Below are 14,807 nucleotides of genomic sequence, written 5' to 3'. Positions count from 1 at the left end.
ATCCATAATGCTCTGACGCAGACTCAAGTCGTTCATGGTGATGTCCTTTGTCTGAAAGGTTGGTAGGCCAGGTGCGAAACAGCCCTCTACAGTTCCTCAGGTGAAACCACCCAGACACTGCACGGCATTTTGTACAGCAGATGCTCCACCGTGCTGCCCACCAGTCGACCCACGCCCCGGTGGCCGACCCGGCCCATGACAAGCACGTCGATGTCGTAGGCATCGGCGTATTGGGTAAGAACCTTGGTCGGGTTGCCCATGATCATGTGCTGTTGCTCTGGCGCAATACCATTGCGCTCGGCCAGTTCACGGAAGGCATCGGCCTGAGCATCAAACAGTGTCTTGGCTTTGCCTGGGGAAAACAGCGCTGAGCTACTGTCGAAATCGAACTCGTCCGCACTGAGGGATGAAAGATCGTGGGCGTAGATCACGTCGAGCTGAGCGTTACAGGTGCTGGCCAGTTTCGAGGCCTCGCGCAAAATCCTGTCGTTGAAATCCTTGTACTGGGTATTGCTATGGAAGGGATCGACCGCGGCGACGATTTTGCGCGGCAGCGCGTGCTTCACGTGGCTGACAAAATGCAGCGGTACCGGGCATTCGCGCAGCAAATGGATATCCARGGGCGTGAACATGATGCGTGACAGCAGCGACTCGTATTCCAGTGCCTTGATCARTACCGCCATCGGCTGTTCTTTGAGATGAATGAGGATTTCCTGCAAAGGTCGTTCAACCCAGATCACCTCCGTGGTGACGGGCACCCCGATTTTACGCAAGGGGCGGGCCTGTTCTTCGAGCCATTGCCGATGGCGCTCGACATACCCCAGCCGCATCTCCTCCAGCGCTTGTTCGTTGACCATGCTCGCCGTTGCCAGCCCTTGCAGGTAATCGAAGGCGACGATATGCAGGGCCGCGCCCGAGGCCTTGGCCAACGCAGCGGCGCGGTCGAACGCGGGGCTGTTTTCCATCAGGGGCGAGACGACCAGCATGAAGCGTGATTGCTCAGACATGACCAAACTCCCGTCAATAATCGTAGATATTCCTGTACTCACTGACACCCCTGCGTTTGGGCAGTGGTTCTCTGGATTTATATCCTGCCGCTGACCGAGGGGACGGGATTGATCTTTATCAATCTGGCGAGTGATCCAGCTTGCGGCCCGACGTGTGGCGGGGGGCGCCAGGTCCATCTATAAAACATTGACCACTATCAATCTCTCCTGCGTCATGCCGGTGCAGTCTTGGGGTTGTGGCTTACCCGGACAGGAGTCATATGAACGAAACCTTGGGCCTGACAGGGGCGGCAGCTGCGCTGGGGATCGGCATGCTCGTCGGCCTTGAACGTGAACGGCACAAGGGGCGTGGGGACAGTCGCGCCTGTGCCGGATTGCGTACGTTCGCGATCACCGCGTTGCTGGGTTATGTGGCGATGCAAATCGGTGGTGGTTTGCTGGTGGGCATCATGGCGGTTTCGGTGGCCTTGCTGGTCACTGTGGCTTACTGGCGAAGCCTGGGCACTGACCCTGGTGTCACCAGTGAAGTGGCGTTATTCACGGTATTGGCATTGGGGGCGTTGTGTAACAGCGCGCCCGAACTGGCCATCGCCATCGGCGTGGTGGTGGCGGGGCTGCTGACGTATCGCCAAAAACTGCATCATTTTGCGCGCAGCCAATTGACTGAAGGGGAGATGCGCGACGGTCTGGTGCTGTTGGTCGCCGCCCTGGTGGTGTTGCCATTGGCGCCGGATCGCTTTATCGGCCCCTATGCCGCCATCAATCTGCGCACCATTTGCACCCTGACGGTGTTGCTGATGGCCGTCGGGGCGGTCGGGCATATTGCCGTTCGTACTCTGGGTGCCCGTTACGGCTATGTGGTCAGCGCCATCGCCTCCGGGTTTGCTTCCAGCATCGCGACCATCGCCGCGATGGGGCACCTTGTCGCCAAGGAGCCAGGCAACATCAAAGTCTTGAGTGCGGCAGCGATGCTGTCCAACCTGGCGACCATCATTCAGGTCGGCCTGATCCTGGGGGCGGTCGACATCGGTCTATTGCGCTACATGTGGGGGCCGCTGTTGTTGGGTGCCGCCGCCACGGCGCTGTATGGCTTGAGCCTGATGTTGCCCAAACCTGCGAGTGGCGACAATCAGCCGGTCAAGGTCGGCGGTGCGTTCAACCTCAAGCTGGCGTTGGTCATCGCACTGACCATGACCGGCGTTACCTTTGTGTCTTCGATGGTGCTCAATCACTTTGGCGAAGTGGGCGTGATGGTCACGACGACGCTCACCGGTTTCGCCGATGCCCATTCTTCGACGGCGTCCATTGGCGCCCTGGCCAAGGCCGGACTGTTGCCGTTCGACGCCATTGCCGGGCCCACGCTGGTTGCCRTCAGCAGTAACTCCCTGAGCAAATGCCTGGTGGCCTGGGTCAGCGGTGGGCGACGGTTCGCCGCGTATGTCATTCCCGGCCAGGTCTTGCTGACGTTGGCGATGTGGGTGGGCATGTTGCTGCATTAACGGGCATCCGAGCGCTGTAGCTGACAAAGATCAAGTCGCCCGAATCTGCCGCGATCACTCTAGGGTTCTACTCATTGCATCGAGATGGCCGCGTGCCGAGGTGTCCCATGTCGCAGACTCAGCGTTTACTGTTGATCGCCCCCCATTCCATGACCCGTACTCCGGCGTTCGACCGGGCCGCCGCGTTGGCCCGCGCGATGCAATCGCCGCTGCACATCGTGGCATTCGATTACTTGCAGGCCTTGGCCGTCGCCGGCCTGTTCGCCCCCGAGCAAATTGCCCAGGCCCGGGAAGGCTATTTGCAAACCCATCGGCAATGGCTTGCCGAGCAAGCCCATTTGATAAGCAAGCACGGCGTCGAGGTCACCAGCGAGGTGGTGTGGGTACAGCACCCTTACGAGGAGATCCTGCAATTCGTCAACGAGATGTCGCTGAGTCTGATCATCAAGGACGCCCAGGAAGAGTCGGCGTTGAAACGGGTGTTTTTCACTCCGCTGGACTGGCAGTTGTTGCGCGATTGCCCGGTGCCGGTGCATCTGGTGACCAACGCCCGGAACGCGCGGCCACGTAACGTGCTGGCCATCGTCGATGTGCTGCGCAGCGAAGAGCAGGACCTGGTGTTCAATGACCAGATTATCGACGCCGCCACCAAGCTGGCTGAACAGTGTGAGGCGCAGATCGAGTTGGTGCATGCGTATGACTGGACAGCCGTGTATGCCCTGGACATGGGCGTTGGCGCACTCCCGTTGGCCTCCGGTCTTTATGAAGCCATGGGCACGGCGCAACACCAGGCGTTCACGGCACTGGCCGAGCGTCACGGCGTGCCGTCGCAGCGTCGGCACTTCATCGAAGGTGCGCCAGTGCCGAGTATTTGCAAGTTCGTCGAGGACCATCACACCGATGTCATTGTGATGGGGACGGTGCAGCACTCGGGGTTGAACAAGCTATTGGGGACCACTGCCGAACAGCTCTTGCACCGAGCCCCTTGCAGTGTGCTGGCGATCAAACCCGACAGGTCGTTGTAACCCTGAACGTAGACTTGCCCCACGGCGGACCGTTGGCCGGTACGTCGTGGGGCAATCGGCTTTTATGACATATACAGACGATGGATGACCTGGCGGCTGTCGTTGGGGTCATTGTGCCGCTCGAAACCCATGGCTTTGGCCAGGTCGCGCATGGGGGTATTGCTTGCAGCATCGATCGAATACATCTGATTAAAGCCGTTTCTGCGGGCGGCCTTGATCAGATGCTCCATCAAGGCGGTGCCGAGGCCCAGATGCTGCCATTCATCGGCGACTGTCACCGCGCACTCACACTCATGTTCCGACGTGGCGGCGTAGCGGCTGATGCCGATTTCGATCAATTTGCCGTTTTCGTGAACCAGCGCAATGTAAGCCATGCGCTGTTTGTTATCGGTGTCCATCAACTGATCGAGCATGGCGGCGCCGGGCTCGTTGATCTGCGCGAGAAAACGCATGTGCCGGGACTCGGGCGACAGGCGCTTGATGAAGGCGTATTCAAGTTCGCGGTCCTTTTCCAGCAGTGGCCGGATCAGCACATGGCGGCCGTCCTTGAGCGCTTCGATCCAGTATTTTCCGGCGACTGCGGCATAGGCCGCCGCGGCCCGATCATTGTGGTCTTTGACAGTGAGCATGGATGATCCTCCATCTTGTTTGAAAGGTCGGTGCGTATTCACCCATCACGCGGTTGATTCCTTTCTACGCCACTGGCAGCCCTTGAATCTGATCTGGATCAGACACCCGTCACGAGGGCGTTCATTTGCGGGTATTTGATGTAAATCAACCTCGGGGAGGGGGCAACGGGCGCAGTCTTGGCCCATGCCGGCGGGTAAGGCCCGGTTTCGAGCGGAGGTGTGTGATGGGTCAATATCAACGTTTGTTGCTGATCGCCGACCGAACCCTGCATCAGTCTCCTGCCTTGCTCCGGGCCGTCGCGCTGGCCAAGGCGAGCGGGGCCGCGCTGGATGTGCGGGCCTTTGTCGATCCGGCACCGATTGTTCATTTATGGGAAGAAAAAATCGACGAGGCGGGGTATCAGCGTTATCTGCGCCACTGTCATCGTTGGGTGGCCGACGAGGTCGAGCGGCTCAGCGGGCAGGGCGTGGACGTAACGGTTGAAGCGGTCTTCACCACCCATCCGCTGCTGGATATTTTGAAGACAATCGAAGACCTTAAGCCCGACCTGCTGATCAAGGATGTCACCCTGGAACCGGCGCTCAAACGGGTGTTCATCACTCCGCTCGATTGCCATCTGCTGCGCGAATGCACGATCCCCGTGCACCTGGTCAATCAGATCCGTTACGGGTTGCCGCACCGGGTCGTGGCCGCCGTGGACCCGTTCGATCCTGCGACGCAAATCAGTGGCCTGAACGACACCATCATCCAGACGGCCAACGCACTGGCGCTGCAATGCGATGCACCGCTGCACCTGCTGTACGCCTACGACTTGTCGCCGGCGTTCAATGGCGATGCGCCGTTGATCGCCGGTGGCTGGGGCATGGACTTCGTCGAGGAGCTGCGCGAATCCCTGCACCGGGCGTTTATCACCCTGGCGGATCGCTACGGTGTTCCTCCCGAGCGTCGGCACTTTGTCATGGGCCTGCCGGTGCCGGTCATCAGTGAGTTTGTCGAGCAATACCTGGCGGATGTGGTGGTGATGGGCACTGTGCATCGCGTGGGGATCGACCGGTTGATTGGCAGCAACACCGAGCGGGCGTTGTACTCGGTACCGGGCAGCATTCTGGCGGTCAGGCAGCCGGGTTCGAGCGTCGCGCAGTAAGCCGATCGCTGGCCGGCCATTAGTTGATAAAAATCAGAGCCGCATGGCGAGAGCCCCCCGATACTTGAGCCACAACCTGAAGCTATCCAGATGAGGTGGGTGAGGGTGAAAATTCAACGTTTGCTATTGATTGCCCCGACCGAAATGGTCCGCACCCCGGCGTTCGATCGGGCGCGGGCCCTGGCCTGTGCAACCGGTGCGATGCTGCACATTGTCGCTTTCGATTATGTCCAGGCGCTGGCGGCGGCCGGCCTGTTTGACCACGACGCCATGGCCCAGGCGCGGGAAGGTTACTTGCAGGTACATCGTCAATGGCTGGAGCAGCAAGCCCGGTTTCAACGACGCGAAGGCGTGCAAGTGAGCACTGAAGTGGTGTGGGCCAGACCGACCCTGGCGCATCTGCTGGAGTACGTGAATGACTTCCATGCAGACTTGGTGATCAAGGACACCCACCGCGTATCAGCCCTCGATCGCGCCTTCCATCGTCCGCTGGACTGGCAGTTGCTGCGCGACTGTCCAGCGCCCTTGCACCTGGTCATCGATGCCACAAATCCCAAGCCGTTGAGCATACTGGCGACCATCGATTTGTCCCATCTGGAAGAACTGACCCAAGGGCTCAATGACCGGATTCTCGACCTGGCTTCGAGCCTGGCCGAATCTTGCGGCGCCACCTTGCACCTGCTCAATGTCAGCGGCTGGTCGGAGCTGGGGGAGGCGCAAGTGAATGTGCCGACGGCGACTCTCGATGGCAGTTTGGAAGACGCCGTCAACGATGCCCAGTTGGAGGCCTTTGAAGCGCTTGCCGAACGCTACGGAGTCGAGAAACAACGGCGCCATCTGCTGCCTGGCATCCCTCCCAAGGTCATTGCCCATTTCGCGCAACAACATGCCTTCGACATGGTGGTGCTGGGAACGACCTACCATCGCGGGATCGATATGTTCATCGGCAGTACGGCGGAAAGCGTATTGAACCGGTCGCCTTGCAGCCTGACGATCATCAAACCATTGCCGCGGCTCGACAAAGAAGATGAACCAGTGTGACCTCGATTGATAAAAATCAACTGCCCACAAGCGCAAAGGAGCGATCAATAGTGCTCCATGAATGCTCAAGGAAACGGCCATGCGAATGACATTTCTCGGTGCTGCGGGCACGGTCACGGGTAGCAAGTACTTGCTGGAACATCGCGACCAGCATGTGCTGATCGATTGCGGTCTGTTCCAGGGCTATAAACAACTGCGCTTGCACAACTGGGACCCGTTCCAGTTGCCGGTTCGCGACCTCGAAGCCATTGTGCTGACCCACGCTCATCTGGATCACAGCGGCTACCTGCCAGTGTTGGTGCGCAACGGCTATCGCGGCCCTGTATATGCCACGCCAGCCACCTGTGAATTGGTGAAAATCCTGCTGTGCGACAGCGGCCGCTTGCAGGAAGAAGAGGCCGAGTTCGCCAATCGCCATGGCTTCTCCAAACACTCTCCGGCCTTGCCGCTGTACACCGAGCAAGACGCCGAGCGGGCATTGAAATTGCTGCGGCCGGTGCAGTTGCACCACCGGGTCGACATTGTCCCGGGGATGAGCATTCTGTTGCGCGGAGCCGGGCATATTCTGGGCGCAGCGACCGTGGAGGTCGTCGCCGATGGCATGACCCTGGTGTTTTCCGGGGATTTGGGGCGGCCGAACGATCCATTGATGTTTGCCCCGGAGACAATCGAGCAGGCCGATTATCTGCTGGTGGAGTCGACCTATGGTGACCGTCGGCATCCCGACGAATCCCCGGAGGATCAACTGGCCGAGGTCATCACCCGTACCGCGCTGCGCCATGGCATCACGCTGGTGCCATCGTTCGCGGTCGGTCGCGCGCAATTGCTGATGTATCACCTGTATCGCTTGCAACAAAAACGCGCGATTCCCGACCTGCCGATCTACCTCAACAGCCCCATGGCCACCGACGTCACACGCTTGTACCAGCGCTTTCGCAGTGAACACCGGTTGTCCCTGGAAGAGTGCGAAGGCATGTGCCGTGTCACGCGTTTTGTGCGCTCAACCAGAGATTCCATCGAGCTGGACCAGCAGCGCACACCCGCGGTGATCATCGCCGCCAGCGGCATGGCCACTGGCGGGCGGGTGCTGCACCACCTCAAGGCGCTGGCGCCCAACCCGCTCAATACGCTGCTGGTGCCGGGCTTTCAGGCGGGCGGCACCCGCGGTGCGCAGATCATCGCAGGCGCCCCGTCGGTACGTATTCACGGCAAAGACGTGCCGATCCGCGCCGAAGTGGTGCCGATGGAAACCCTGTCCGCACACGCCGACTGCGATGAAATCATGCTGTGGCTGCGCGGCTTCAAGCGGCCACCGAAACACACCTATGTGGTACATGGCGAACCCAATGCCTCGGATGTATTGCGCCGGCGCATCAGCCTGGAGCTGGGCTGGTCGGTCTCGGTGCCGGAGTACCGCGACAGCGTGGAGCTGACGGGGCCTCTTTAGTGCTCTGGCCACTATAGAAAAGGGGCTCTAAAAAAGCCCCTGGCCGATTCGTTTCGCCACGCGAGCCGTCTATTTCGAGAACTTTCGTGCCCCGGCCACGCAAAGAATCACCGCCACGGTCACCCCCAGCATGGCAAGGCTGACCTGCTCATGCAGCAACGTGGCAGCCAGTGCCAAGCCGAAAAACGGCTGCAGCAACTGAAGCTGGCCGACGGCGGCAATCCCGCCCTGAGCCAGCCCGCGGTACCAGAACACAAAGCCAATCAACATGCTGAACAGCGAGACGTAAGCCAGGCTCAACCACGCAGGCGGGGTAATTGCCGAGAGCGAAGGCGGGGCCAGCAACCAGGTCAACGGCGCCATGACGGGCAGCGACAGCACCAGCGCCCAGGAAATCACCTGCCAGCCTCCCAGAGTCTTGGAAAGCTTCGCACCTTCGGCATAGCCCAACCCACACGCCAGGATCGCCAGCAACATCAGAATGTCTCCCGCAGGAGAGGCCGTCAGGCCTTGGGAGACGGCAAACCCCACCACCAGCAGGCTGCCCAGCACCGAGAAGAACCAGAACACCGGCCGGGGCCGCTCGCCGCCGCGCCAGACCCCGAACGCTGCGGTGGCGAGCGGCAACAGGCCAACGAAGACGATGGAGTGCGCAGACGTTACATATTGCAGCGCCAGTGCGGTCAACAGCGGAAACCCTAATACAACGCCCAGGGCCACGATGGCCAGGGAGAGCAGCTGATACCTGGCCGGGCGTTTTTCCTTGAACAGCAACAGCAAGCACAGCGCCACAAGGGCAGCGATACTGGCCCGGGCGACCGTCAGGAAGACCGGGTCGAACTGTAGAACGGCCACCCGTGTCGCCGGCAGCGAGCCGCTGAAGATGAGCACGCCGATGAACCCGTTGAGCCATCCGCTCGCGGTCTTTTCCGTGGTGTGCTGTTGCAGGTTCGATGTGCGTTCCATTCTGGATCCCCTTCATGCTCAGGTTGCATGGAAGGCATCGTATGGACGAAACTCAATACAATCAAAATATTGTCATGGATACATCTGCTCATGCCTCGTTCCCGCTACAAATCACTGGTGGATACGTTTGCCGCGGATATTCGCTCAGGGCGCCTGTTGCCGGGCACACGCTTGCCGACTCACCGCCAGTTGGCGACCACGGAAGGCCTGGCCCTGGTGACGGCAAGCCGGGTCTATGCGGAGCTGGAAGCCATGGGCCTGGTCAGCGGGGAGACGGGGCGGGGGACGTTCGTCAGGGAAACCTCGTGGTCGCCCAACCTGGCTATCGATCAACACAGCGTTGCCGCCGGCATGACCGACCTGAACTTCAACTATCCGGCGCTTCCCGGGCAGGCAGAACTGTTGCGCAATGCCCTGCGCCAACTCGCCTCGGCCGGTGATCTGGAAGCGTTGCTGCGCTACCAGCCTCACGCCGGGCGACCCCATGAGCGCGCCGCTGTGGCGCGCCATCTACGCGTTCGAGGGCTGACGGTCGAGGCTGAGCAAGTGCTGATCGTCACCGGCGCCCAGCAAGGGCTGGCGGTGACGATGATGGCGCTGTTGCAACCTGGTGACGTGATTGCCGCGGACGCGTTGACCTACCCGGGGTTCAAGGCCCTGGCCGACACACTGCACCTTGAAATCGTGCCCATTCCGGTGCTCGATCACGGGCCGGATCTGCAAGCGCTGGAAAGCCTGTGCCGGCATCGACGCGTGCGGGCTGTGTACACGATGCCGACCCTGCACAATCCGCTGGGCTGGGTGATGAGTGCCGAGCAAAGGGAATACCTGGTGACGATTGCGCGCCAGCATGGGTTGCTGATCATAGAAGACGCCGCTTACGCCTTCCTCGCCGAAAATCCACCCGCGCCGCTGGCGGTACTCGCCCCCGAGAGGACGATTTATGTGTCAGGGCTCTCCAAAAGCGTGGCCACTGGACTGCGCGTCGGCTTCGTCGCCGCCCCCCTGCAGAACGTGCCCGCGCTGGAACGCACAATCAAAGCGACCACCTGGAATACCCCGGGTGTGATGACGGCGATTGCCACCACCTGGCTTGACGACGGCACCGTCATGCAACTGGAAGCCGAAAAGCGCCGGGACGCGCAGGCCCGGCAAATCGTGGCCGGCGAGGTACTGGCGGGGCTGCGCTGTATTCGCCACCCCTCGTCGTATTTTCTTTGGCTGCCATTGTCGGAAGACGCACGGGCCGACCAGATCGCCATGGCGTTGATGCGGGAAAACGTCTCGGTTTCAACCGCAGAACCCTTTGCCACTTCGGCCAACGTTCCGCATGCGTTTCGCCTGGCGCTGGGCTCCGTGGAGATGGGGGCGCTTAGGGAGGCGCTGGAGAAAGTGAAGTGGGTGGTTGGGGCTTATACATAGTCTCGTTATTACCGAAGAGTATGTGCCTGCGCCGTAGTGGTCGGTAGAGAGCCTTTATTCCAACAACTAGCGCATTACAATCTCACTGAATTTGACGGTAAGCGTCTCATCATTCCCATCTCGAAACACCAACTTGATCGCTGGTGTTTTGCTGAGTTTGCTGTTGCTCTGCTGGAAGATCAGCGTAACGCGTGTAGGTACGTTGCGAATCAGCTGAAAGCGCAGCCAGGCGTTGTCCTCGACCTGGCCCACCCGGATCGACTCGAACTTCAGTGGACCGCCAGACTCGTCGAATAGCCGGGTGCCGTCGTCGAAGCGAAAGCTGCGGTCTACGTTCAGATTGGTCAGTTCAAAAGTGCAGGTGGGCAGACGGCCGATGTTCTCGCAACCCTCCAGTTCGATGCGAATGTTATCCAGCACTTCCATGCGTTTGCCGAGCAGGTTGTTGCCTTCGTTTTCGACTATTTTGGCTTGCAGTTTGGCGAACTCGAAAGAGGGCTTGGCGTATTCGGTGCCTAGGATGAAGAAGCCGAAAGACAAGCCGGCGATCATGAAAAACTGCAACGCGCCGCGGAGCATCGGCGTGAAATTACGAATCTGCCAGCCGATTGAAACGGCTCCCAGAAATATAAATGCACTCACCAGCAGGACCACGTTTTTCCAGCTGATGAAGCTGAAACCGAACACGCTCGGGTCCGGCACGGCATAGGTGATTAACGCCCACATGGCGCCCAGCACGACGCTGAGGCCTGCCATGCCGCGGGTGATCAACGAGGTGAATTTCTGAGTGCGGGTAAGCGGTATTGCTGAGTCTTGCTGGGATATCACGGTGCTGATTCCTTGTTCCGTAGCCGATCGTCCGTCCTTGAAGGTGACTGTCAGGCTGTAGCAATATAAAACCTTGAGAAATCAAGGTCAGAGCCTGGTTGTGGCAGGGGGCCATTATCCAGTAATGGCAGGCTGGGTAAAGACGTGGGAGCACCAATCACGAGTAGGTGAATGGCTCAAGAAAAATTTGCGGATCAATCCAGAGTCTTAAACCATAAGGAATGACTGAATAGCCGTCGTAGCGACCCGAGAAGGTATTAGACGCAGCGAACTCTAAAAAACGACCACGTTTATCGTTAACGACGCGTATACCCGGGCAATCGAGCATTGAGTACCGCACTATTGGGTTTGGTAGCGGAGCCGCCCACAGCTGGACTTCAACATCGCAATCAAATTGCCAAATGGTCAATTGCAGTCTGACAGCGCCCTGTTCGACGATGTACTGGTGCGAGATCCCGGACTCTCCTTCAGAAGGAGCAACCCCAAGTACGTTGAAAAGGTCAAACGGGTCCCATATCAGTGGTGGCATTGCACTTTCCTTTATCGAAGAGCAGTTCGGGTTGTTTCACGCCCCATCGAGCCCAAATTTTTTGGAGTCCAGGCGTCGTTGTCAGCGTTATCTACAATGGGGTTCCTGGACTCCGAATACCTCATCCATCACTGGTCGATCATGGGTTAGTAAAAAATGCTGATGTYTCTGATACAGCTGCGCCAGGGCAGTCCTGTTCGGTCCGACGACATCCATGCCGCGATCATCGTAGGGAAATGCCATAACCTGCAGGTTCAGGTTGAAAAAGTAGATGTCACAAAACGGGCGGGGCCGAATGTCTCCAATGTCCTTCGCCAATGCACACCATAGAAAGTTCTGAAGTAGCGACAATGGGGCATGAAAGGCGACATTTACCCAATGCTCTTCTTCATGTTCATTAAACYAATTGTCCGGATGAATGGGGTTAAGCCATCGGGAATGATTCGAGGGGATCTTGATACCGGCCGCCCGAAGCTCCGCTAGAACAGGTCGGTGTGCAAATGGATTTGCTCCGGAACGAACACGAAGACAGACAACGAGCGATCCTTCCTCGGAGAATATGTCCTCGCAAATGCACCGTGCTTTTTGAAGCGCCAGGAGAAACTGTTCAATGGCAGTTCCCTTTTCGGAAAGGCTGAATCGCAAACCTCCCGGGTAGGAATAGAACAGTGGCCGTTCGAAGGCTTTTCTTTCGTAAACCTCGTCAATTTCACGCTGTAGGTTCACTACTTTACGGTCCTTCGTAAGAGGAGTTAGTAAAAGGGAGTCGGCGGCCAAGAGCACAACTTTAGGCACATCGGGCTTTCCGGCGAGTCCAAAGACCCGTGGGGCCGGGCTTTTGAGGAGCAGGGGCTCTGCTGGGCTGGAATAACCCTCGAATATTTGCTTAAGTCCAGCTATCGCAGCCACACGGGTGCTGCACTTCAATCCCTGAAGGGCATTCCACCCGGAGAATTCCATGTCTCTTCGATTCCCGCGTTTAGCCGCATTGCTCGCCATCCTCACGATCGGCGTCTTGCCCTGTGCCCAAGCCGTTGAATACACCCGGGTCAACACCACCGCCAGCAAGATCTCCTTCACCTATAACCAGTTCGGCTCCAGGGTGTACGGCACCTTCGGCAAATTCGACGCCACGCTCGATTTCGACACGGCAAACCCCACGGCGGCCCACGCCAGGATGACCATCGACCTTGCCAGCATCGATGCCGGCAGCAGCGATGCCAATACCGAGCTGCAAAAGCCTGCCTGGTTCAACACGGCGGACTATCCGGTGGCGACCTTTGAATCGACTCGGGTAAAAGCGCTGGGCAATCAACGCTATCTGATCACCGGCAAACTTAACCTCAGGGGCATGACGCGCGAGTTGCAGGTGAAGGTGCTGTTGAAGCCGGAGCAGGCCATCGGGATTTTCGATGGCAACATCATTCTCAAACGCAGTGACTTCAAGATCGGGGAGGGGGAGTGGGCCGATACGGTGGTCTCCAACGACATCGACATCCGCTTCCGCATCGTCGCGCCGCAGCGGTGATTTTCCTGCGAGGGGCTCGATCTGTGACAATGGCCGGGCTGATGTTCAGTAAGCCTTGATCCGGAGTCAGAAACGCAATGCCCCAGCTCACCCACTTTGCCACTCCATGCCCGGAGCCCATCAACAGCCAGATTCTGCAGATGGTCGTCGACAACCTGACCGACATCAGCATGGTAGGCATCGCGCCGAGCAACCCGTTGTACAACGTCTATCAATACGCGGTGGGCTATGAGGTTCATCTCTACCTGGAAGCGCTCGGCGGCGCCAAAGGCATTGCGGTCGAGTTGACCGTCGCCATGGATGATGAAGATCCCGAGAAGGTCATCGGGTTTTTGCTGTACCTGCCGGTCAAGGACGATCCCGAGGCCTGCGGCGTGGCGTACATGGCGGTGCAGGCCAGTCACCGGCGGCGGGGCGTCGCACGGGCGATGCTGCAAGACATGCTCGATCGCTACCCCCATGCCGAGTTGACATGCACCGTCGCCAAAGTGCCCTGGTTCGAGTCGATGGGCTTTCAAGTGCTGGGCGTGCGCGGCACTCAGGTGCTGATGAACACCCGGGATCACGCCACTGAAGGCCTGATGGGCCTGTTGGATGTCACCTCGATCTACAGTTCTTTGGAGGTGCGGCAGATACATACGTATCTGCTGCAAAAACACGGCAAGCGGGCAATGATCGATGCAGAAAAGCAGCGCGACCGGCATCTCGACCAAATGACGCGCAACGCCAAGGCGTTTGTGCTGGATCGTTTGAGCAAAAACGCCGAGCACGGGCCTCGTCCCGTCTAGACTGTCGAGTCCTTTCGGGCGCGCAGGCTGGCCGAGGCGTGATATTCTGTCGCATTAACTTGGTTTGACTTATTCGGTTCGTACGTCCACAGACGTGCGACAGAATCAATGTCGCTCAAGTAGCTGAGCCAATAATGATAAGAAGTCAGTGCACGAGGGACATATAACTGAGGTCGATGGAGACACGTCGGCCTTGTGTGCCCACCTTCAAATCTTTCTGAATGCAGAAACCCGCGGCACGCTGCCTGCGTACCCGTGAACCTGGGTTGCTCATGAATGAGGGTTGGAGGCGGATGGCGTTTATCATAGGTGCTACAAATGTTTAAGAAACTGAACACAGCCCTGCTGGGGCTGGCTTTGTCGATGGGGATCACGTCCGCTTACGCGGAGGCAAAGAAAGTCGATGTGCTGCTCATTGGCGGCGGCATCATGAGTGCAACGCTGGGTGTATGGCTCAATGAGCTGGAACCCGACTTGTCGATGGAAATGGTAGAGCGCCTCGATGGCGTCGCCCTGGAAAGCTCCAACGGCTGGAACAACGCCGGTACCGGTCACTCCGCCCTGGCCGAGCTGAACTACACCCCGGAAGACGAGAATGGCAAAGTTCAGATCACGAAAGCCGTTGAAATCAACGAAGCCTTCCAGATATCCCGTCAGTTCTGGGCCTGGCAAGTTCAGCAAGGCGTGCTGAAGAACCCGCGTTCGTTCATCAACTCCACTCCGCACATGAGCTTTGTGTGGGGCGATGACAACATCAAGTTCCTGAAGAAGCGCTACGAAGCCCTGCAAGCAAGCCCGCTGTTCGCCGGCATGCAGTACTCCGAAGACCCGGCAGTGATCAAGAAATGGGTTCCGCTGATGATGGAAGGGCGTGACCCGAACCAGAAAGTCGCGGCCACCTGGAGCCCGCTCGGTAACGACATGAACTTTGGCGGGATCACCCGCCAGTTCGT

At 58.8% G+C, this 14,807-nt stretch carries 15 protein-coding genes; 9 read left to right on the top strand and 6 right to left on the bottom strand.

Annotated elements, in window-relative coordinates; all coding sequences use genetic code 11:
- Nucleotides 1-86: 86 nt before the first annotated feature.
- Nucleotides 87-1,007 (bottom strand): universal stress protein, encoded by a 921-nt coding sequence (locus AC1DLB_RS05360; protein ID WP_018928184.1) that lies wholly within the window; start codon nt 1,005-1,007, stop codon nt 87-89.
- Between the two features lie 260 nt (nt 1,008-1,267).
- Here AC1DLB_RS05360 and AC1DLB_RS05355 point away from each other — a divergent pair, with 260 nt between their 5' ends.
- Together AC1DLB_RS05355 and AC1DLB_RS05350 are read left to right on the top strand one after the other, a co-directional pair.
- Entirely contained in the window at nt 1,268-2,506 is a 1,239-nt protein-coding gene (locus tag AC1DLB_RS05355) for an MgtC/SapB family protein (protein ID WP_477784698.1), read from the top strand.
- Nucleotides 2,507-2,613: 107 nt separating this feature from the next.
- Nucleotides 2,614-3,531 (top strand): universal stress protein, encoded by a 918-nt coding sequence (locus tag AC1DLB_RS05350; RefSeq protein WP_018928182.1) that lies wholly within the window; start codon nt 2,614-2,616, stop codon nt 3,529-3,531.
- A 62-nt stretch (nt 3,532-3,593) separates the two neighbouring features.
- On the opposite strand, the gene AC1DLB_RS05345 is transcribed toward AC1DLB_RS05350, so the two are convergent.
- Nucleotides 3,594-4,160: an N-acetyltransferase family protein gene (locus AC1DLB_RS05345; protein ID WP_477744296.1), complete on the bottom strand. Its 567-nt coding sequence runs from the start codon at nt 4,158-4,160 to the stop codon at nt 3,594-3,596.
- A 224-nt stretch (nt 4,161-4,384) separates the two neighbouring features.
- Between AC1DLB_RS05345 and AC1DLB_RS05340 the strand changes: the two genes are divergently transcribed.
- From AC1DLB_RS05340 to AC1DLB_RS05330, 3 genes are all read left to right on the top strand, one after another.
- Entirely contained in the window at nt 4,385-5,305 is a 921-nt protein-coding gene (locus tag AC1DLB_RS05340) for a universal stress protein (RefSeq protein ID WP_477744295.1), read from the top strand.
- A 105-nt stretch (nt 5,306-5,410) separates the two neighbouring features.
- On the top strand, nt 5,411-6,346 hold the full coding sequence (locus AC1DLB_RS05335; protein ID WP_477745557.1) for a universal stress protein: 936 nt from the start codon (nt 5,411-5,413) through the stop codon (nt 6,344-6,346).
- 79 nt (nt 6,347-6,425) lie between these two features.
- Entirely contained in the window at nt 6,426-7,793 is a 1,368-nt protein-coding gene (locus AC1DLB_RS05330) for an MBL fold metallo-hydrolase RNA specificity domain-containing protein (RefSeq protein WP_225602802.1), read from the top strand.
- 69 nt (nt 7,794-7,862) lie between these two features.
- Here AC1DLB_RS05330 and AC1DLB_RS05325 read toward each other — a convergent pair whose 3' ends face one another.
- Nucleotides 7,863-8,759 (bottom strand): DMT family transporter, encoded by an 897-nt coding sequence (locus tag AC1DLB_RS05325; RefSeq protein WP_477744293.1) that lies wholly within the window; start codon nt 8,757-8,759, stop codon nt 7,863-7,865.
- A gap of 90 nt (nt 8,760-8,849) precedes the next feature.
- Between AC1DLB_RS05325 and AC1DLB_RS05320 the strand changes: the two genes are divergently transcribed.
- Nucleotides 8,850-10,181, top strand: a complete 1,332-nt coding sequence (locus AC1DLB_RS05320) for an aminotransferase-like domain-containing protein (RefSeq protein WP_477744292.1) — start codon at nt 8,850-8,852, stop codon at nt 10,179-10,181.
- Nucleotides 10,182-10,247: 66 nt separating this feature from the next.
- Here AC1DLB_RS05320 and AC1DLB_RS05315 read toward each other — a convergent pair whose 3' ends face one another.
- The 3 genes from AC1DLB_RS05315 to AC1DLB_RS05305 all read right to left on the bottom strand — a co-directional run bounded on the left by AC1DLB_RS05315 (nt 10,248) and on the right by AC1DLB_RS05305 (nt 12,498).
- Nucleotides 10,248-11,009: a hypothetical protein gene (locus AC1DLB_RS05315; protein ID WP_018928175.1), complete on the bottom strand. Its 762-nt coding sequence runs from the start codon at nt 11,007-11,009 to the stop codon at nt 10,248-10,250.
- 157 nt (nt 11,010-11,166) lie between these two features.
- On the bottom strand, nt 11,167-11,538 hold the full coding sequence (locus tag AC1DLB_RS05310) for a hypothetical protein (RefSeq protein WP_018928174.1): 372 nt from the start codon (nt 11,536-11,538) through the stop codon (nt 11,167-11,169).
- A gap of 87 nt (nt 11,539-11,625) precedes the next feature.
- Complete coding sequence (locus tag AC1DLB_RS05305) at nt 11,626-12,498, bottom strand: DUF3885 domain-containing protein (RefSeq protein WP_477784697.1); 873 nt, start codon at nt 12,496-12,498, stop codon at nt 11,626-11,628.
- On the opposite strand from AC1DLB_RS05305, the gene AC1DLB_RS05300 reads away from it, so the two are divergent.
- The 3 genes from AC1DLB_RS05300 to AC1DLB_RS05290 all read left to right on the top strand — a co-directional run.
- Nucleotides 12,497-13,066 carry a YceI family protein gene (locus AC1DLB_RS05300; protein ID WP_064616936.1) on the top strand — a complete coding sequence of 190 codons (570 nt, stop codon included), beginning with the start codon at nt 12,497-12,499 and terminating at the stop codon, nt 13,064-13,066. The two genes, AC1DLB_RS05305 and AC1DLB_RS05300, sit on opposite strands and share 2 nt — an antisense overlap.
- A gap of 77 nt (nt 13,067-13,143) precedes the next feature.
- Entirely contained in the window at nt 13,144-13,854 is a 711-nt protein-coding gene (locus AC1DLB_RS05295; protein ID WP_477744290.1) for a GNAT family N-acetyltransferase, read from the top strand.
- 318 nt (nt 13,855-14,172) lie between these two features.
- The coding region (locus tag AC1DLB_RS05290; RefSeq protein WP_477784696.1) for a malate:quinone oxidoreductase at nt 14,173-14,807 on the top strand (635 nt) is incomplete at its 3' end.

It is taken from the genome of Pseudomonas sp. 05N434, assembly GCF_056396965.1.
This window is presented reverse-complemented; position numbering and strand designations above follow the sequence as displayed.

What these genes read in the sequence shown, in the direction of transcription:
- AC1DLB_RS05350 (WP_018928182.1), top strand. Translation starts at nt 2,614, where the DNA reads ATGTCGCAGACTCAGCGTTTACTGTTGATCGCCCCCCATTCCATGACC.
- AC1DLB_RS05345 (WP_477744296.1), bottom strand. Translation starts at nt 4,160, where the DNA reads ATGCTCACTGTCAAAGACCACAATGATCGGGCCGCGGCGGCCTATGCC.
- AC1DLB_RS05340 (WP_477744295.1), top strand. Translation starts at nt 4,385, where the DNA reads ATGGGTCAATATCAACGTTTGTTGCTGATCGCCGACCGAACCCTGCAT.
- AC1DLB_RS05330 (WP_225602802.1), top strand. Translation starts at nt 6,426, where the DNA reads ATGCGAATGACATTTCTCGGTGCTGCGGGCACGGTCACGGGTAGCAAG.
- AC1DLB_RS05325 (WP_477744293.1), bottom strand. Translation starts at nt 8,759, where the DNA reads ATGGAACGCACATCGAACCTGCAACAGCACACCACGGAAAAGACCGCG.
- AC1DLB_RS05320 (WP_477744292.1), top strand. Translation starts at nt 8,850, where the DNA reads ATGCCTCGTTCCCGCTACAAATCACTGGTGGATACGTTTGCCGCGGAT.
- AC1DLB_RS05310 (WP_018928174.1), bottom strand. Translation starts at nt 11,538, where the DNA reads ATGCCACCACTGATATGGGACCCGTTTGACCTTTTCAACGTACTTGGG.
- AC1DLB_RS05300 (WP_064616936.1), top strand. Translation starts at nt 12,497, where the DNA reads ATGTCTCTTCGATTCCCGCGTTTAGCCGCATTGCTCGCCATCCTCACG.
- AC1DLB_RS05295 (WP_477744290.1), top strand. Translation starts at nt 13,144, where the DNA reads ATGCCCCAGCTCACCCACTTTGCCACTCCATGCCCGGAGCCCATCAAC.